This is a genomic window from Bacillus sp. FSL R10-2201 (assembly GCF_038008665.1).
Taxonomy (GTDB): domain Bacteria; phylum Bacillota; class Bacilli; order Bacillales; family Bacillaceae_G; genus Bacillus_A; species Bacillus_A mycoides.
Genome location: NZ_JBBOZP010000001.1, coordinates 2,467,953 through 2,488,047 on the forward strand (window position 1 = coordinate 2,467,953; position 20,095 = coordinate 2,488,047).

14 protein-coding genes and 2 pseudogenes are annotated in these 20,095 nt (G+C 32.6%); 13 read left to right on the forward strand and 3 right to left on the reverse strand.

Features of this window, described 5'->3' with window-relative positions; all coding sequences use genetic code 11:
- Positions 1-35 precede the first annotated feature (35 nt).
- Positions 36-277, reverse strand: a pseudogene (locus tag NSQ69_RS12720) (hypothetical protein).
- Positions 278-404: 127 nt separating this feature from the next.
- Between NSQ69_RS12720 and NSQ69_RS12725 the strand changes: the two are divergent.
- From NSQ69_RS12725 to NSQ69_RS12740, 4 genes and pseudogenes are all read left to right on the forward strand, one after another.
- Positions 405-678: pseudogene (locus NSQ69_RS12725) on the forward strand (hypothetical protein).
- Positions 662-1,159 (forward strand): DUF421 domain-containing protein, encoded by a 498-nt coding sequence (locus NSQ69_RS12730; protein ID WP_341099309.1) that lies wholly within the window; start codon positions 662-664, stop codon positions 1,157-1,159. Before NSQ69_RS12725 ends, NSQ69_RS12730 begins: the two are co-directional and overlap by 17 nt.
- A gap of 228 nt (positions 1,160-1,387) precedes the next feature.
- Positions 1,388-1,921, forward strand: a complete 534-nt coding sequence (locus tag NSQ69_RS12735) for a TetR/AcrR family transcriptional regulator (protein WP_002013313.1) — start codon at positions 1,388-1,390, stop codon at positions 1,919-1,921.
- A 158-nt stretch (positions 1,922-2,079) separates the two neighbouring features.
- Positions 2,080-2,502 carry a DUF3995 domain-containing protein gene (locus NSQ69_RS12740; protein ID WP_341099311.1) on the forward strand — a complete coding sequence of 141 codons (423 nt, stop codon included), beginning with the start codon at positions 2,080-2,082 and terminating at the stop codon, positions 2,500-2,502.
- Positions 2,503-2,842: 340 nt separating this feature from the next.
- Here the strand turns inward: NSQ69_RS12740 and pdxR are convergent, their stop codons facing one another.
- Positions 2,843-4,282 carry a MocR-like pyridoxine biosynthesis transcription factor PdxR gene (pdxR, locus tag NSQ69_RS12745; protein ID WP_341099313.1) on the reverse strand — a complete coding sequence of 480 codons (1,440 nt, stop codon included), beginning with the start codon at positions 4,280-4,282 and terminating at the stop codon, positions 2,843-2,845.
- Between the two features lie 148 nt (positions 4,283-4,430).
- On the opposite strand from pdxR, the gene NSQ69_RS12750 reads away from it, so the two are divergent.
- The 4 genes from NSQ69_RS12750 (at position 4,431) to NSQ69_RS12765 (ending at position 7,812) form a co-directional block, all read left to right on the forward strand.
- Entirely contained in the window at positions 4,431-5,348 is a 918-nt protein-coding gene (locus NSQ69_RS12750; protein WP_341099315.1) for a DMT family transporter, read from the forward strand.
- Positions 5,349-5,565: 217 nt separating this feature from the next.
- Entirely contained in the window at positions 5,566-6,729 is a 1,164-nt protein-coding gene (locus NSQ69_RS12755; protein ID WP_016101933.1) for an FAD-dependent oxidoreductase, read from the forward strand.
- A 24-nt stretch (positions 6,730-6,753) separates the two neighbouring features.
- The gene (locus NSQ69_RS12760) at positions 6,754-7,419 is read left to right on the forward strand and encodes a TetR/AcrR family transcriptional regulator (protein ID WP_016127036.1); all 666 of its coding nucleotides are present in this window, start codon (positions 6,754-6,756) and stop codon (positions 7,417-7,419) included.
- 162 nt (positions 7,420-7,581) lie between these two features.
- A complete protein-coding gene (locus NSQ69_RS12765) occupies positions 7,582-7,812 on the forward strand; it encodes a hypothetical protein (RefSeq protein WP_016101932.1) in 231 nt (76 codons plus the stop codon).
- 98 nt (positions 7,813-7,910) lie between these two features.
- Here NSQ69_RS12765 and secY read toward each other — a convergent pair whose 3' ends face one another.
- Positions 7,911-9,215, reverse strand: a complete 1,305-nt coding sequence (gene secY / locus NSQ69_RS12770; protein ID WP_002069884.1) for a preprotein translocase subunit SecY — start codon at positions 9,213-9,215, stop codon at positions 7,911-7,913.
- Between the two features lie 536 nt (positions 9,216-9,751).
- On the opposite strand from secY, the gene NSQ69_RS12775 reads away from it, so the two are divergent.
- The 5 genes from NSQ69_RS12775 to NSQ69_RS12795 all read left to right on the forward strand — a co-directional run bounded on the left by NSQ69_RS12775 (position 9,752) and on the right by NSQ69_RS12795 (position 20,095).
- Positions 9,752-10,267, forward strand: a complete 516-nt coding sequence (locus tag NSQ69_RS12775; protein ID WP_341099317.1) for a DinB family protein — start codon at positions 9,752-9,754, stop codon at positions 10,265-10,267.
- Between the two features lie 556 nt (positions 10,268-10,823).
- Positions 10,824-12,770, forward strand: a complete 1,947-nt coding sequence (locus NSQ69_RS12780; RefSeq protein WP_341099318.1) for a bifunctional metallophosphatase/5'-nucleotidase — start codon at positions 10,824-10,826, stop codon at positions 12,768-12,770.
- A gap of 686 nt (positions 12,771-13,456) precedes the next feature.
- The gene (locus NSQ69_RS12785) at positions 13,457-15,160 is read left to right on the forward strand and encodes a M4 family metallopeptidase (RefSeq protein ID WP_002127556.1); all 1,704 of its coding nucleotides are present in this window, start codon (positions 13,457-13,459) and stop codon (positions 15,158-15,160) included.
- A gap of 516 nt (positions 15,161-15,676) precedes the next feature.
- Positions 15,677-18,247: a type I pullulanase gene (gene pulA, locus NSQ69_RS12790; protein ID WP_078422385.1), complete on the forward strand. Its 2,571-nt coding sequence runs from the start codon at positions 15,677-15,679 to the stop codon at positions 18,245-18,247.
- Positions 18,248-19,117: 870 nt separating this feature from the next.
- Entirely contained in the window at positions 19,118-20,095 is a 978-nt protein-coding gene (locus tag NSQ69_RS12795; protein WP_016101928.1) for a SagB/ThcOx family dehydrogenase, read from the forward strand.

The following is a 20,095-nucleotide window of genomic DNA, read 5'->3' on the forward strand; positions in this document are numbered from 1 at the left end:
GTTACATTAAACCATTTTAGTTTACTGGGTTATTGTTATCTATTAGGGATATAAATATAGTCCGTATCTAAGTCAATGACGACATCGGTCTTAATGTCTTCTTGTAATGACTTTGGAATGTTTTCAAAATGATAACGTACACAAAATAAATTTATAAGCTCCTCATTAGATAACTCTTCATTTTTTACGTTAAAATACATTTTTTTAACTTACTGATAGAACAGTTATGACCAATAACATACTCATTAATTCCATATCCATCAAATTCAATTATCATGTTATCACTATTGGTTGCTAGCCAACATTATAGCTTTAATTTTGGATGAATCTTTCATATTGATTATTATACATAGCTTATATATGTCTCGTCTCAATTATGATATTCAAAATAAGAAGAAACACATATGGAAATTTTTGGGGCAGGTGCAACAGCACGTTCTTTAATACCAATGCTAATAAAAGAAGGTCATACTGTGTATGCAATGATTCGTAACGAATCACAAGTAGAAGCAAATGAAGAAAGTTGATGCTTTACCATTACTAGCTGGGAGAGAGGTGCTTCAAAGAATAAGGCACGTAAAGAGAATGGATACTTTAAAATATCATAAAAATCCTTTAATGGGAATACTAGTAAAATCCACTATTAAAGGATTGGGCTGTAATGAATATACTTTTTGAAAGCATTATTTTAATCCTCACTGGAATTATTGTTTTAAAATTGACAGGTAGTAAATCTGTTAGCCAAATGACGAGAGCTGAAATTATTATTGTGGTTTCTATAGGACGTATTATTGTAGAACCTATATTAAGTAGGAAAGTAGGCCCATCTATTTTTGCTGCGTTTATTTTTGCGAGTGTTTTACTTATCATTCATTTTTTTGAATTGAAATCACGAAAAGTAGAAAAATTTCTAAATGGAAATAGCATTATTGTTATAGAAAACGGAGAAATCTTAAAAAAGAATTTATTACGCGCGAAAATGTCAGAACAACAATTATTTATGCATCTGAGAGAAAAAGGTATACATGAAATCAAGAATTTACAACAAGCAACTGTAGAAACGAACGGACGTATTGGGTATCAACTAACTACCACGGCACAGCCAGTTACTTTGGAAATGCTAGAAAAGCTTCTAGAGCAATGCAATCTGAAAAAATAGTTTTAGACTGTACATAAAGGCACTTTTCACAAACGTGTAAAAGTCCCTTCAGTAATCCTGAAGGGACTTTCGTGTTATCTAATTTACCGAGGGTGATGACGATCAATATTACGATTAACAACAACATTAAAGTTCATAAAAATAAACAGAATGAATAATTGACAAAAAATGAGAATAGTAGTAATCTAACGTAAAACATACGCTACCGTATTTTATTGGAGAGATAATATGCAATTAACGAGGGAAGACTGGATAAAAGTAGGATTACAACAATTAGCTAATGAAGGTATACATAAAGTTCGCATTGAAGCACTTGCTCGATTGCTAAAAATAAGCAAAGGAAGCTTCTATCACTATTTTCGTGACCATCAAGAGCTTTTAGATTCTATGCTCGACTTTTGGGAAGTACATGCAACAAAGCTGATTGTTCAAAGTATGGAGCAACAGGATGCCTCTTTAGAACAGCTATTACAGATTAGTTTTAATCGAGATAAAAAAATTGAGAATGGTATTTATGCTTGGGCTAAATACGATCCTGTTGTGGCAACACGTTTAGTAGATATAGAAGAACAAAGAATTTCTTGTGTTGCAAAATTGTATCAAAAAATGGGCGTAGACGAAACTGAATCAATTGATCGAGCGAGACTTGCCTATTTAACGTATGTAGGATGGATGACAAGGTTTGAAGCAAATCTTAATTTTGATATTGATAAAATGGTTGAGCTTTTAACTTCTTTCAGCGGGTGTCCAAACATCCACTGAAAAAAGTAAAGCTTCCGGACGTAATTATGCTGAGGCATAATTGATTATTCGATAATAAATGTCCCTAATATGGTTATAAAACCTGAAGGGACAATACTTTCACTATAACATACGGTAGTGTATGTTATCTTTGAAGTTACGAAATTGGGGGCGAATAAATGAAATTACTATTAATAGTAGTAGCTGTGGGGCTTCTGTGGTTTATCAGTTTTTTGCATATTTATTGGGCTTTTGGAGGTCGATGGGGTTCTGCTGCTGTTATCCCAGTAAAAGAGGGAGAACATAAGCCTGCTTTTACTCCGAGAATATGGGGAACATTATTCGTAGCCATTCTTATTCTATTAGCAAGTGTCATTATTGTTGTTCAAGTAAGTTATTTGCAGGGGTTCGAAGCAAATAGTTTATCTAAAATCGGAAGTATTGTCTGTGCTTTAGTTTTCATTGTTAGGGCAATTGGTGATTTTAAGTTTGTTGGATTTTTCAAAAAAATTAAACATTCTCAGTTTGCTAGATATGACACTTGGTTCTATAGTCCATTATGTTTATTCTTTGGTTTTGTCTATATCATGTTGTTGTTTTAATAAGTATAATGAATTCCCTATAAAATAAATTTTATGCAGGAAGAAAACACCTCTTATTGAACAAGTAGTAATAAAAAGAAGTTTGAACATAGCGATAGAGCAATACAGGTTCTGTTGACAGCGAAGTCCGCTATGATTAGTCATTTGTGTTTAAAAAGAGGATAGATAGGGCGAATTTATTCAAGCTCTTCTATCCTTTTAATTTTTATACATATAATGTATGACATTAGATAAGAATTCACTATTAATAATAGGTTCAGCTTATATCTTGACTTTTAATAAAATTTTTAAGTGTTGGTTTTTTATTGTGTGAATAAGAGGTTAGTTGTTGTTTTGGAGTTTAAATCATTGATTTAAACTTGGCAATTGTATCATGTAATCTTTCTAATCCAATCAACATATCTTTTTCATTTAACATTGAATAACTAATTCGTAAATGATTATATTGAGTTTCATGGTTTATCAGACAAGCTGTGCCGGGTAAAAAAGAAACATCAACTTCATTCGCTTTTTGTAATAATGTAAAAGGATCGATTGACTGAGGGAGTGTAACCCATAAGTTAAATCCTCCATTAGGTATTTCGAATTCTAATTCTTTTAATGGAGATAATATATCAATTGTTAAATCGCGTCTAATTTGTAAAGCAGTCCGTAATTTTTCTAAATGATTTTTCATTCGTTCCGCTCGTAAAAAAGGAAGTAGTGCTTTTTGTGTCAATAAGGGACTACCAATATCCATCGAAGCCTTCACGGCGTATAACCATTCAAAGATAGGACCTTCAGCTGCAAGTGCCGCGATGCGAAGACCTGGTGCTAACGTTTTACTAAACCCTTTTAAATATATAACATGACCATTTGTATCAAAGCTTTTTATTGGAGGGGGAATTTTAAAATCCTCAAAATATATCTCTCCGAAAGAATCATCCTCTAAAATGAAAAATTGATAAAGCTCTGCTAGTTCTACAAGTTCCATTCTTCTTTCTTTACTCATTACTGTGCCCGTTGGATTCTGAAAAGTAGGATTCACATATAACAAAACAGGATTCTTTCTTTGACAAATATCATCGATTAGATCTGAGCGAATGCCGTTGTTATCAAGACTAACAGGGATAATTTGAACTCCTTTATTAACAAATACATCAAGCGCCGCTCCATAACACGGACTTTCTACTAACACTATGTCTCCAGGCTTTAATAATGTTTGGGCGATTAAATCAATTCCTTGCTGGGCACCACTTGTAATTAATAATTGAGATGGATCTGTAACTACTTGTTGGTGTTCTTTTAAGTAGTTTGTTATTTCCACTCTAAGTTCTTTGTCACCTTGAACAGGTCCGTATGTTGCCAGTATCATTTGATCCTTATTAAGTAATTTGTGCATTTCATCTGAAAGAAACGGATTTGGTAATAAACGTGGATAAAGGACAGCCTGTGAAAAATCAAAATATTTACGATGTTGGTTCATTACATATTGAGAACGCATAACATTAATGGATTTCTTTTGTTGCCATTGATATGGAATTGGTTTGAAATCTTTGTTCACACGTTTATGTATATAGGCACCTTTTCCTTGTTCAATTCGTATATAACTTTTCGTTTCTAACTGTTTATAAGCTTTACGAACAGTTAATAAACTAATTTGCAAATCATCGGCCATAGAACGTAAAGAAGGGAGGTAATCGCCATGCGAAAGCATCCCGCTTTGAATTCTCTCAACAATTTGCATATATATTTGTTGGTAATATGGTATGTTGGATTCTTTACGTAGTACTATCTTCATAGAATCACCTGTTTTTCTTTTTAATTTAATTAAAGCGAAAAATAGTCTGACAATCAACTATATTTTTATTCAACTGTTATATGCTCGGATACACTGTTATACACCATATCCTCTATACTCATTTCAAGAGTAAAAAGGAGGAAGGAAAATGGTCATTTTAAATTATATTTTAGTATGTATCATCTTTGGAACAACATTTTTAACGATAAAAATCGGAATTGAGGCAGGTGCACCGCCGTTATTTTCAGCTGGAATTCGCTTCTTTTTGGCCGGTCTTATTCTCATTATTCTTTTTAAATTAAAGAGAAAGGATATTATGTCTTACTTATTATCAAAACGTATTATATATACTGGTTTTTGTTTAACATTTATGACATTCGCGACCCTTTACTGGGCAGAACAATATATTTCTTCTGGATTAGCTGCAATTCTATCTGCTACGGGTCCAATGATGATCTTGCTATTGCAATCAAAGAGAAATAAAACAAAATTGCAAAAAGAACAACTTGTTGCTTTAGTTATAGCACTTATAGGTGTTTTTTGCATTTCTTTACCTGGAATGCATCAAGAACTTACATTCATATGGAGTATCGCTTGCCTTGTTATATTAGTAGGGGAGTTGTTTTATGGAATAGGTTCTATTCGTTCAAAAGAAATACTTTCAGATTTACCTAACGTATCACCATTTCTCATTAACGGCATTCAAATGTTCTATGGAGGAGTTTTGTTGTTAATTGTATCTATCGTAATGGAACAGCCTAATCTAACAATCTTAACATCTTGGAATGTACAATGGCCAATTTTATATCTCATATTTGTAGGGTCTATCGGTGGGCACGGTTTATATTACTGGCTTTTATCAAAAACAAATCCTGTATTTCCATCAACGTGGTTATATGTATCCCCGTTAATCGCTGTTATTGTAGGTTATTTTGTATTAGGAGAACCATTAAATCCTGCAATGGGAATTGGAGCTTGTTTAATCTTGATTGGTGTATTTTTAGCAAATCGTTCTACGCTGGGCGTTTATTTTAAGCAAGGGAAGTTATTGAAGAAAGAAATGTAAATAATACAAATGGAATCATTGGACTATTAAGTTAATAAAAGTTTATTACTTTATCAACTTAAAAAGCATGTTACTACTGACTTGTAACATGCTTTTTATTTTTACACATTAAGTTTAACATAATTTGCTTAGTAATTAACGAACGATGTACTTTACGAACAGTGTACGTTATGTTATAAATAAAACAAGTAATTCAATAAAATATAAGGTGTGATAAATGATGGAAAGAAAAAATAAAGGAGAAAAACGTATTGCAATTATAGGTGCTGGACCAGGAGGTTTAACATTAGCTCGTATATTACAGAAACATGGTTTAAAATGTGTCGTATATGAAAGAGAAACATCACCATGGATTCGGCAACAAGGAGGTTCATTAGATATTCATCATGATTCCGGACAAGAGGCGCTTAAAGAAGCAGGATTGTTAGAACAATTTAATGAACTTGCTAGATATGAGGGAGAAGATTTTCGTTTATGTGATAAGAACGGGAAAATATATTTAGATGAAGTAGCGGATCCTAATTGCGGAGATCGTCCAGAAATTGATCGAGGCACTTTACGTGAGTTACTTTTAAATTCTGTTGATCCGCAATGTATACATTGGGGCTATAACTTAACAAAAGCCATTCCTGTAGAAAATGGTATACATGAACTTCATTTTGAAAATGGACATGTAGACACTGTTGATTTAGTGGTAGCAGCAGATGGTGCCTTCTCTCGAATTCGTCCACTTGTCACAAATTCTATACCGCAATATACTGGTATTAGCATGGTAGAATTGAATTTGAAAAATGTAACGAAAAATCATCCTCAGATGGCGAAATTTAATCGACGTGGCAAAGTATTTGCACTTGCGGAGCATAAAGGAATTCTTGCGCAATTAAATGGAGATGACAGTATTCGCGTGTATTTAAGTTTTAGAACAGATAAAAAATGGCTTGATAATTGTGGAATTCCATTTAAAAATTTAGAAGAAGCAAAACATCAACTTCTACAATATTTCGAAGACTGGGATGAAACACTTAAAAATTATATTAGATGTGCAGATGGTGCGATTTTTCCTAGACGAATTTATATGTTACCTGTTGGACTAACTTGGAAAAGTAAGCCTGGTGTTACTTTAATTGGTGATGCTGCACATTTAATGTCTCCATTTGCTGGAGAAGGTGTGAATCTAGCGATGCGTGATGCGGCAGAACTTGCATTATCTATTGTAAAACATGATAATTTGAACGAGGCAATTGAAAATTACGAAGAAAAAATGTACGATTATTCTTCTCAATCCGCTGAAGTGTCAAATGATAATCTTGAGATTTGTTTCTCGGAGGATGCTACTATGAAAATGTATAATCTTATGAATCAACTTCATGAGCAACAATAAAAATATATTTACTAAAGGAGAACTATGGAAGAGCAAACGAATACAATTACTAGTCGTCGTTCACGACCAGCAAAAGAACCGTTAAGTAAGGAAATCATTGTTAAGACTGCTTATGACCTATTAGAGTCTGAAGGTATTTCTGGCCTTAGTATGCGTAAAATTGCAAAAGTATTAGATACAGGTCCGTCTTCTTTATATGTATACGTAAAAAATGCTGATGAATTAAGAGCGTATGTATTAGATTATGGTCTAGGGAAAATTGAAATAACAGATGAGAAAAATGAACCATGGAAAAAAGAACTATTTACACTTGTACATTCATATTTTCGAATTTTATTCGACTCTTCTGGAATGGCAGAATTAGCTTTAATGACAATTCCAATTGGGCCAAATTCTTTAGCCCTTACTGAACAGATTTTGTGTCAATTACATGAAGGTGGAGTTAATGCAAGAGCATCAGCATGGGGAGTAGATATTTTACTGTTATATGCTGCTTCGGTCGCATATGAACAAACAGCTCGCAAAGAAAAAGGTACCACTCTTGACCCAATTCGTGCTTCGTATGAGGCTTTAGATACAGCAAGGTATCCAATGATTGTAAGTCTAAAAGAAAATATGTTATCTGGTGGAGAAGAACGATTCCGCTGGGGATTAGAAGTTGTTTTGCAAGGTATTTTACATACGCAATAATATAATTAGTTTAAAACAGAGAGCTAGTTGAGCGGCACTCTGTTTTTTTTGAAAGAAAAATATGATACCTGTGTCTACAAACTACATTGTTAATGAATTTCAATATCTCTTTTTATACGATAGTAATAGACAACTTACACAATATAACCAGAAGTTAAAGAATTGGTTGGAATCCCTATATATCAAAGGATAGATTTATTTTTAGGTGAAATTGATTATTTAGAAGCTAAAGTTTTTGGAATAAAAGGTGACAAAAGAATTGTTAGAAAGCAAGTAATAACATTAAAAGATTTTGTACCAGACTATTTAATTATAGATAAATTCATGCTGAGACTTTTTATAACCACCGAGGGATATATTGAAGGTGAGAGAAAGGAGCTACTTTTATGGTAATTAAAATAAAGATAAAAATATGAAGCGAGAAAATGAGGGTTTTATTTTTATAGAATAAAAAACACACTAGGTCTTTATATCCTAGTGTGTTTTTGTAATTAATTCACTTTTTTTATAAAACCTTTATAATGACGCTTCACAAGTTGACTTTCTAACGTCTTCATCGTTTCTAATGCAACACCTACGATGATTAGTAAACTTGTACCACCGATTTGAGCAGATGGTGGTAATGTAGCGATTTTTGTAAATACAAGTGGTAATATTGAAATTGCTCCTAAGAAAATCGCACCGATAAATGTTAAACGGTATAAAATTTTTGTTACATACTGTTCTGTAGATTTACCTGGGCGAATACCCGGGACATATCCGTTTTGCTTTTTCAAATTCTCAGCCATTTGTTCAGGATTTACTTGAATAAACGCGTAGAAATATGTGAAGGCAACGATAAGACCCACATATAGTGTCATTCCAAATGGATGTGCAAAATCAAGATTCGCAATTATCCATTTAGATACGCTTGAATCAGGGAAGAGCTGCGCAATTGTACGCGGCGTCATTAAAAAGGCTGAAGCAAAGATAACAGGAATTACACCTGCACTATTTACTTTAAGAGGTAAATGAGTATTTTTTGCTCCTTGATATTGATTGTTTCCTGAAACAGCTTTTGCATATTGAATCGGTATTTTTCGAACAGCTTGTTGAATGTAAATAACACCAACAACTATCGCTAAAATTACGAGTCCAATTAAAACCATTTTTATTATGTGCATAAATAACTGATCGCCTGCGTTTTGGAATTGTTGCAAATAAATTTGATTAGCGACATTCGGAATCGCCGCAACAAGTCCTGCGAAGATAATCATTGAGATTCCATTACCAACGCCATTAGCGGTAATTTGTTCACCTAACCAAAGTAAAAATGCAGTACCAGCAGTTAAAACTGTCGCAATAAATAAGTATGTAGTCCAGCTTTGATCTGTAATTAATTGTCCACCTGCTATATTATTAAAACCATAAGACATCCCAATGGATTGTATGAATGCGAGAATGATTGTAAAGTAGCGAGTAAATTGAGCTGATTTCTTACGGCCCATTTCTCCTTGCTTTGCCCATTCTGTAAATTTAGGTACAACGTCCATTTGTAGTAATTGTACAATGATAGAAGCTGTAATATATGGTGTGATACCTACAGCAAAGATTGAGAAGTGTTGCAGTGCTCCTCCGCCAAATACGTTCAGCATGCCTAAAACGTTGGCTTGATCTTGTACTTTTAATACCTCTGCGTTAGTATGAGGAACTGGAATAAACGTGCCAATTCGAAAAACAATTAGCATCGCTAGTGTAAAAAGAATTTTGTTTCTTATCTCAGCTACTCTCATGAAATTTGAAATCGTACGAAACATTATGTCGCCTCCTATATTTTTATCAGTTCAAAACTGATTATTATATCCCGATGAAGTAACCACAAACCTCCTTCCGCATTAAATTCATTTGACAAATGGAATTTTATACATTTTGTAGTTTTCACGGATATAAAAATATAAGGTGTTATACAAGCGATTTATTAACTTTTCGTAATCATTCAATACCCATAATATAACTAATAAATTAACAAATGTACATACATAAGCATTAAAAATGAATGAATAGGTTGATTTTTTACATATATTTAATGCTAGATTGATAATTAGGAACGTTTTATGTAGTTATATTGAAAGGATTCCGTTGAAAGTATTATGATGTAGCTGTAGCGCATAATAACCTCAAGGAAATCTTCAAGGATGTTGAGAGAACTCATACATTTCAGCATGAATTAGAGAACCTACTAAAGAAAGAAAAGATTGGATTGGAATAATAGTGAAGGAAAATCTTTTTTCCATAGAGAATATTTCTAGCGTAGGAATTTAAGTATGTAGGTTCTAGCGAAAGGAGAATTCACATGAATACATTTGTAAATGACAAGTTTTATGAAACTAGAAATCAATTATTTGAGGAAATTACTTTGTTAAGTGATGCTCAATTTAATAGGAAACCAGATAAGGATAAATGGAGTATAGCACAAGTTTGTCATCACTTAGTTTTATTAGATGAGAGAGTTATAACAGTTATTTCATCGGGATTAAAAAAGATGGATAGTATCTTAAATAAGCGTAAAGAAATTCACACTATTTTATTAGATAGATCGATAAAATTTATAGCCCCAGAAATGATTGAACCAAGTATAGAACCATTTGAAGTGCAGCAAATGGTTGATTTGTTAAACGACTCTAGAAAAGAATTGATGCGTTTCCTGAGTACAATAGAAGATGAATCTATATTAGCGAAAAAATCAGTGACGCATCCAGCTCTTGGAGAATTACTTCTTGATCAGTGGATAGAACTGATCTATTTGCATGAACAGCGTCATATAGAACAAATTAAAGAGATAAAATTGCTTTGTGGAGTTGAAAAGTAAAAATCATTATCTATTTATTGAGCGATTTGGGATAGCATCAAGGGTTTGAGTGATAAAATACAGGTCCTGATTAAAATTATGATGAATTTAGTTGAAAGCAACCAATAAGCAGAAAAAAATACGAAACTAGCAGATTTTACTCCTGAAGAGGAAACGAACATTTGAAAAAAATCTGAATCCGATTTGCTGTATAAGTGTAACCCCGTCTTAAATGAAGAGCGGGGTTATTATTTTTGGAAGTGATCTCAGTATTTTCATATAGAAGGAAAAAATTAGAAATAAAATCCGAAAATGAGTTGCATGTCCAAAATCTTGAAAGTACATATACATCTACCGTTGGTTTAGCGCCCTTCACACGTTGGAGGAAGAAGTATTTTATTAGAAAATGATAAAATACTATTCTGTTAGGGGATATATGCATTTTATTCTCTATATTTTCACAGCAAAACCAACTACAAAATTATCTTTTGTAGTTGAATTTCTCTGAATAATAAGTTACATTTTTAAAGTTCAAGCAACTTTATGACAGTACAAAAAGGGGAGAAATATTGTTATTATGCAAAAAATGAAATGGAAGAACTATGTATGCAATTTTATTATTCTTATGCTTCTTGTAACAGCAGTAACAGTCAAACCAGCTATTTCTAAGGCTGAGGAATCTAATGTTAATATTACATTGTTAGGTACTGCAGATATTCATGGTAGATTTATGCCTTGGGATTATGCGCTTGATGGAGCAAATATGAGTGGAAGTTTGACGCAGCTTTATACGATTATAAAGAAGGTACGTCAAGAAAATCCAAATACCATATTAGTAGATGCCGGGGATACAATTCAAGGAAACTCAGTAGAATTATTCAACGATAAGCCACAATCGCCAATGATGGTAGCAATGAATACAATGGGATATGACGCCTGGGCATTTGGAAATCATGAATTCAACTTTGGATTAGATACATTGAAAAAAGTTAGTGAGCAATACAAGGGAAAGACGTTAGCAGGAAATATTTATAAGGAAAATGGAGAGCGTTTTCTTCCTGCATATACGATTGTTGAAAAAGGTGGAATTAAAGTCGGGATTATTGGTATGAATACACCAATGATTAGTGATTTTGAAAAAGGGACAGATCATTTGGATGGTTTAGTATTGAAAAATCCAGTAGAAGAGACAAAAAAGGCTATTAAAGAATTAGAAGATAAAGTAGATGTAATGGTAGGGGTTATGCATATGGGACTAGAAAATGAGAATGGAATCCCAGGTACTGGTGTTCAAGATATTGCGAATGCTTGTCCGGAACTAAGCGCTATTTTTGCGGCTCATATGCATAAACTTGTAAAAAAAGAAGTTGTAAATGGCGTAATTATTACAGAACCAGATAAATACGGAACGCATATTTCACGTATTGACCTTACTTTTACAAAGCAAGATGGGAAGCTTGTTTTAAAAGATAAAACAGCTACCGCTATACCTGTAAAAAATGCTGATGGAACTACAGTATTATCTGATTCTACACTTGAAGAAACACTAACACCTTTTCATGAGTATGCGAGAGGAGATGCAAATGTTGTAGTCGCCCAATTAAAGGGTAGAAACCTTGTTCCTGAAAATGAAATAAAGGGTATTCCAAGTGTGCAGATTCAAGAGACACCTTTATCAGATTTCTTTCATGAAGTCATGCTCCATTACAGTAAGGCGGATGTAGTAGCCCATCAAATTGATAATGATTATGCCCGTTTGGATATAGGTCCTATAAAGAAGAAAGATATTGCTTATAATTATCAATATGCTTTGGGAGAAATTACAGTATATAAGATAACTGGAAAAGATTTAAAAGACTATATGGAATGGGCAGCAGGATATTTTAACTCATCTCGTGCCGGAGATGTAACAGTTAGCTTTGATAAAAATCGTCGTGCGTCTAAATACAGTACGAACGATTTCTTTGGAGGCGTAAAATACGAAATTGACTTAACAAAACCATATGGTAGTAGAATTACAAATTTACGCTCTATTCGTACAAATAAACCAATCAAAATGAGCGATGTTATGACGCTAGGAATGAATGCGTATAGAATGGAGGCTCTTCAGGCAAAAGGGGGAGCTTTAGAGGGACGTAAATTTGAACAAACTTGGTCATCTAAACAAGAGAATGCATTCGGAGAAACAGGTGGAACCATTCGTAACCTTGCTATTACATATTTAAAAGAGGTAAAGAACGGTGTATACACGCCAAAAGTTATGCATAATTGGAAAATTACTGGTGTAGATACACATTCTTCAGAGCATAAGGCTGTAGTTGATCTTGTAAATAAAGGGATTTTAGAAATCCCAAAAACAGAAGATGGAAAATATACAAATATAGCATCTATAAATACTAAAGATTCAATTACAAAAGCAGAGATTGTAGCACTCTCACAAAAAGCTAATATTAATCCAAATCAGTTTAATCATGTAAAAAGAAAAGGTGAATTTTACAAAAAACTTAGTAGGATAATTAAATAAATATAAAAAAGATGGCTCTCGTGCAAAAAACTATTAAACTTGGACATACCATTATCCTAAAAAAGTTTGTGATCGGTATGGAAATATAGAGAATCATCGGTAAAAAATCCCCTGAATCGCTTTAAAAATTTAGGGGATTTTTCATTTGAATAATTATTGTTTCATTTCTCACTATGTATATTTATAATATGCTTTAAAAGAACATACCTTAAGTTAATAACATGCAATAGATATGTCCTTTTCTATATTTAAATGGGGAGACAAAAATATCTTTGAAAGATATTTTTGACAAGATAAAAAAGCCTGAAACTCATATAAGACTTCAGCAGTCTCAAAACGTTACAATCCATGCAGCTATAGACATAAATAACAAAATTATATTGAAAAATCTAACTTGTATATGCGTTGCCTCACTAAAGTATTTATCTACTATTCTTAAAATAGTAAAGAGTGGTTTTTTATGTTGTTAATAAGATATAAGTGTACTTTGATTAGAATGAATATAGATAATTAACGACTAACCAATTGGATGAGCACCTAAAAGGGCTCATTTTTTATTTTATCGACCACATATATGTAATTTTGCATAATATTACATAAATTTTGTATTTTCTCTTTTTTTCGACATAAATAGACAGTATACTTTGTACAAGCTTTCTATTTCAAAAATTATACGAGGTGAAAAAATGAAAAACACAAAGACATTAACTAAAGTAGCATTAACAACAGGATTAGCTTTAACAGCTGTGGCACCATACGGAATAGGTCATGCAGAGGAAACAGATCAACTTCAAGTTCAAATTCAGGAGGACTCATTCCGTTCAGGTGAACTTACACAACCGTCACAAAAAACACCAGAGAATGTAGTAAAAGATGCTCTTAAGGAGAAAGCTGAACAAGCTCTTTCTCCAAATCAAGTCAATGGAGAAACAGGAGTAGATTATAAAGTTCTTCAAAAACGTGGTTCGTATGATGGAACAACACTTGTGCGTATGCAGCAAACATACGAAGGAAAAGAAGTATATGGCCATCAATTAACTGCGCACGTAGATAATAACGGTGTTATTAAAAGTGTTTCAGGCGATAGCGCGCAAAATTTAAAACAAGAAGAATTGAAAAAGCCTATTAATCTATCAAAAGATGAAGCGAAACAATATATTTATACGAAATACGGGAACGATATCAAGTTTATTTCTGAGCCAGAAGTTAAGGAAGTTATTTTTGTTGATGAAAATAATGGACAAGCTAGCAATGCATATCAAGTTACATTTGAAGCGGCAACACCAAACTATGTTTCTGGAACTTATTTAGTAAATGCACAAAATGGTGATATGTTAAAAAATATGGTACAAGAATCTAACTTAAAAGCAAGTGAAAAACTAGTTGGAGCTTTAAAGGAAAGTAAAAAAAGTAGTCTTACATCATTAACTGGAACAGGAAAAGATGATTTAGGTATATCTCGTTCATTTGGTATTTCTAAACAAAGTAATGGTAAATATGCACTTGCTGATTATACAAGAGGGCAAGGAATTGAAACATATGATGTGAATTACAGAGATATTACTAAAGAAGAAAGCTATTATCCTGGTACACTAGCAACCAGCACTTCAACAACATTTAACGATCCAAAAGCAGTAAGTGCTCATTATTTAGCAACAAAGGTATTTGATTTTTATAAAGATAAATATAAGCGTAATAGTTTTGATAATAAGGGACAAAAGGTAGTTTCAGTTGTACATGCTTGGGATTCTGAAGATACGAACGATCCGAAAAATTGGCAAAATGCATTAAGTGCTAATAATGGAAGTATGCTTGTATATGGCGATCCTATTGTCAAGGCATATGACGTAGCTGGACATGAATTTACACATGCTGTTACTTCTAGCGAATCTAATCTTGAATATTACGGTGAATCTGGTGCGATTAATGAAGCGCTATCTGATATTATGGGAACATCTATTGAGAAATACGTAAATAATGGAAGCTTTAACTGGACAATGGGAGAACAAACTGGATCTGTTTTCCGTGATATGGAAAACCCAGCTTCTGTTCCATCTTCACTTGGAGTACCTTATCCAGATGATTACAGTGAATTTAACGATTTTAATGGATGGGATCAAGGCGGCGTTCATTTTAATTCAAGTATTATTAATAAAGTTGCGTATCTCATTGCAAAAGGCGGAACTCATAACGGAGTAACTGTTAAAGGAATTGGTGAAGATAAAATGTTTGATATTTTCTATTATGCAAATACAGATGAATTAAACATGACATCTAATTTCAAAGAATTGAAATCAGCATGTATTCGAGTGGCAACTAATAAATATGGGGCGAATACAGCTGAAGTTCAAGCAGTGCAAAAAGCATTTGATGCAGCAAAAATTAAGTAAGTTAGAAATATAGTTTTCATTCATATATTAATACATTATGAAAATCAGCTAATGTCATTTTAAGGATATTAGCTGATTTTTTACGTAGCAATGTATTAGTGAAAATAAAATTACTAAGCAATAATCAGGCATCTATCTTCAATAAGTTACGACAAATATATAAGATTTCAAGGATGAAAAAACAGAAAATTAATAATATATTGACCTTTTAATAGTAAGTGCTATAAAATGAAAGCGATAACAAACGATTGCTTTAAAATGATTTCCCTGATCTTTTAGTATTTACAAATATAATAAGGAATAAACAAATCTATTTTTTTGAGTTTTAATGCAAACGTTTTCGTAAGGGTTGTTTCCATCTTATATTTGATTTTCGTATAAAAGATCATTGAAATACATACGTAAAAATAGCCAATATGGAGGTGAAGTAAAAGAGATTCCTAGATTAATTTAAACCGTGTTTCGTAGTATGAGCATAATAAATTGTTCGTAATATTTAAAGAAAGGGTGTATGGGGTGCAAATTACAAAAAAATTAATTAACAAATCGTTTTTATTACTTACCATAATCGTTATGTTATCATCTGTTTTCTCTTTTCAGAGTGTGAAGGCAGTTTCAAATTCGAAAACAACTGAAGTTATCATTCATTACAAAGAGAAATCTGGAAATACAAAAGACTGGAATCTTTGGGTATGGGGAGAAAATGCAAACGGTAAATCTTATGAATTTACTGGTGAAGATGAATTTGGAAAATACGCTAAGATAAAAATAGATGGTGACTATAATCGTGTAGGGTTTATAGTTCGTACCAATGAATGGGAAAAAGATGGAGGTGATCACTGGGTTGAAAATATAAGGGATGGTCGTGCTGAAGTATGGATCCTTTCGGGTGATGAAAAAGTATATGATTCTAAGCCTTCTTCGGATCTCTCAATTCAAAAAGCTACTATTGATAGTTTTAATGAAATTACTGTAACGACTAATGTTCCGTTTAATAGTAAGGAACAGAAAATTGAAATTGAAGGCGTTAAAATTAAGGGAATTAGTCCTTATGATAAAAATAGTGGAGATATTACTAATAAGGTTAAAATAATTACGGAACAGAAAATTGATTTAAAACAAACATACAAAGTTAAAATAGCAAACTTAGCTGATGCGAATACTGAAATCGGTAAAGTCATTCGTAGCGAGGAATTTGATAATTTATTTTATTATGGTGGTAATGATTTAGGGAATATATATACTCCGCAACATACAAAGTTCCGTTTATGGGCTCCTACTGCGAGTGAAGCGAAGTTAGTTACATATAAAAAATGGAGCGATAAAATAGGTACTGAAATAAACATGAAACAAGGTGAAAAGGGAACTTGGAAAGCAGAGCTTAAAGGGAACCAAAAAGGTCTCTTTTATACGTATAAGGTGAAAATTGGGGATAAGTGGACTGAAGCGGTTGATCCGTATGTGCGTGCTGCTTCTGTAAATGGAGATAAAGGTGCAGTTGTTGATTTAGAAGAAACAAATCCGAAAAAATGGAAAGCAAACAAAAAACCGAAATTTAAAAATCCGGAAGATGCTATTATTTATGAATTGCATGTACGCGATCTTTCCATCCAACCTGAAAGTGGTATTAAGCAAAAAGGAAAATATTTAGGTGTAACAGAAAAAGGAACAAAAGGGCCTGAAGGTGTAAAAACAGGACTTGATCATATGAAAGATCTTGGTGTTACTCACGTTCAGTTTTTACCGATATTTGATTATGCTTCAGTAAATGAAGAGAATTTAAATGAACCACAATATAACTGGGGATATGACCCGAAAAATTTCAACGTCCCAGAGGGCTCCTATTCTACAAATCCTTTTGAGCCAACTGTTCGAATAACTGAATTAAAGCAAATGATTCAAACATTGCATGATAATAATCTTCGTGTTGTGATGGACGTAGTATATAACCATATGTATAATGCCGCTGAATCAAATTTTCATAAGTTAGTTCCAGGTTACTATTATCGTTACAATGAAGACGGAACATTAGCAAATGGAACTGGAGTAGGGAATGATACCGCTTCAGAACGAAAGATGATGAGAAAATTTATGGTAGATTCCGTCACATACTGGGCAAAAGAATACAATTTAGATGGGTTCCGTTTTGATTTAATGGGTATTCATGATTATGAAACGATGAATGAGATACGTAAAGCTGTTAATCAAATTGATCCTTCTATTATTCTGCATGGAGAAGGCTGGGATTTAAATACACCTCTTGCAGCTGAATTGAAAGCAAATCAAAAAAATGCGGAGAAAATGAAAGGGATTGCTCATTTTAACGATAATATTCGTGATGGATTGAAAGGTAGTGTATTTGAGGAGAAAGAAAATGGTTTTGTAAATGGAAAGCAAAACATGGAAGACCGTATTAAAAAAGGCATTACAGCCGGTATTGACTATGATACAAATTCGTCTACTTATCAAGATCCGGAGCAGGTGCTAACTTATGTGGAAGCACATGACAATCATACTTTATGGGATAAACTTGAGTTGACTAATTCAGGTGACAGTGAAGAAATGCGAAAACAAATGCATAAATTATCTTCTTCTATTTTATTAACATCACAAGGTATTCCATTCTTACATGCAGGACAAGAGTTTATGCGCACAAAATATGGTGATCATAATAGTTACAAATCTCCTGATTCTATTAACCAGATGGATTGGTTACGCCGTGCAGCATTTAATAATGAAGTAGAGTATATGAAGGGCTTAATAGATTTACGAAAAAAATACCCAGCTTTTCGTATGACTTCTGCAGAGCAAATTAAAAAGTATGTAGCTTTTATCGATGTTCCCAAAAATGTTGTAGCTTATACAATAGATGGAAAGGGAAGTGGGAATAAAAGCGAATACTTTATGGTGGCTCACAATGCAAATAGGGAAGCCGTTGACATAACACTTCCATCGAAAGGTCCATGGAAAGTGCTAGTAAACGAGAATCAGGCGGGAAGTAAAACACTTTACGTTGTCCATGACAATAAAATTAAAGTTCCTGCATTAAGTTCACTAGTTTTAAAAACAGAGAAACCGATTAAATAAAAGCAAATAATGTGAAAGTATATACTGAATTGAGCAAATTGAATAGGGATTACAAATGAAAAAAGCGAAGTGAAGGTTGTTTTCACTTCGCTTTTAAAGTTAATGTAGTATAATTTCACATACTGTAATTATATTACAATTTAATAACGGAAATAGACAAGAGATTATTGCTATTGTAACAGTAGGGGAGGAGGTATCTTTGTATTTATTTATAAAATTATCTGAAATACATTCTTAATTTATATAATTTTTAATATACATTCGAACATCTAACGAGCTAGATGTTCGAGTTATATTAATTCCTACAAATCGTTCGAAAAATAACAAAGGCGTAAAAGTATATGGAATTAAAATAGAGAAAAGACACCATTTTAGGTGTCTTTTCTCTATTTTAAATACGATATGTTAGTAACTCACTTGTATGTAATAGTATGTGCATTTTTACACTAACTTCTAAAGAAAAATTTCAAATTCTTTTCTTAATCTATTTGTAATAAATCTCATTAGAAAATTTTATCGCTATAACAAATAAAACTTTCTCAATATTATTTTGTTTAATAACTATTTCCATCTGCTTTCCAATCCATTACAATAATTTCACATTGAAAATACATGGAAATTCTCAATGTTCCAAATGGTTTATACCTTATAGGATTACTATGGGAAAGGATGTAAAATGTCTAATAAAAAATCATTTTTTATGACGAAATAAAAAATTTCAATGAAGAAAAAGTTATTTCATTATTCTCAAGTTACGTTGAAGTACATGTATTTATAATCACTATGAAACAAAGGGCAGAATCTAAGGACTATTTTTGTAGATTAGAAAATTGTATTTTAAAAATAAGTAAAACGTTTATGGAGGGTTATATGAGCGAGCAAATTTATTACTGGTCTCCTATTAAGCATTGGGAGAAGTTGCATAATGAAATTTTGATAGGAGAAACAAGATTTACAGGCGTTTTGTCTGAGTGGTTTCCTGAGTTTTATTTTTTTACTCAAAAAGGTGTGAAAATTAGTGAACTAGTAGAGCACTTTTCGTTAGGAAATGTAGAAGAGACACAAAAAACAGTAGAGCTTATGATAAAAAATCGTGTGTTAGTAAGTAACATATTACACCCAAGAGAAGTATTTTCCACACAAGAAAAGATTTTTCCGAATCCATATAGCAACCAGATTCGCTTTTCTAAAGAAGATTTAGATAAGTATATGAGTGAACAATTGAATCGAACACACCATGCTGTGCGGTCAACCGAAATTCAACTTGAAACAACAAATGAGTTACCCACTATAATCAAGGAACGTAGGTCTTGTCGCCAATTTGATATGAAAAAACATATTAGTTTTTTAGAATTTTCCCAATTCATATCAACTCTAAAACAGGTTAGGAAAGAACATATATACTATCATTACGCAAGTGCAGGCGGACTCTACCCTATTGATATCTTTATTTATATAAAACCAAAACGTATAGAAGGTATGAAAGCTGGGTTTTATTATTATAACCCAGCAAAAAACTGTCTTGTGATTGTAAATAATATTGATCAAGTAATCAAAAGTGATCATGAGTTAATTAACCAAGATTTATTTACTCAGTCTGCCTTTTCAGTTTATTTGGTTTATAATGCGAACGCTTCCATCCCGAAATACGGTTCAGATGGATATTTATTTGCTTGTATTGAGTCTGGTATTATCACTGCTACCTTAAATATGGTGGCTGAGACATTGAATTTAGGCGTTTGTTCAGTTGGTCATATGAAATTTGAAGAGATTCAGCAATTTTTATGTTTGGATAACCATCAAGTATTTCTCCATGGGCTTGAAGTTGGCTTGAAAATTAACGAATAG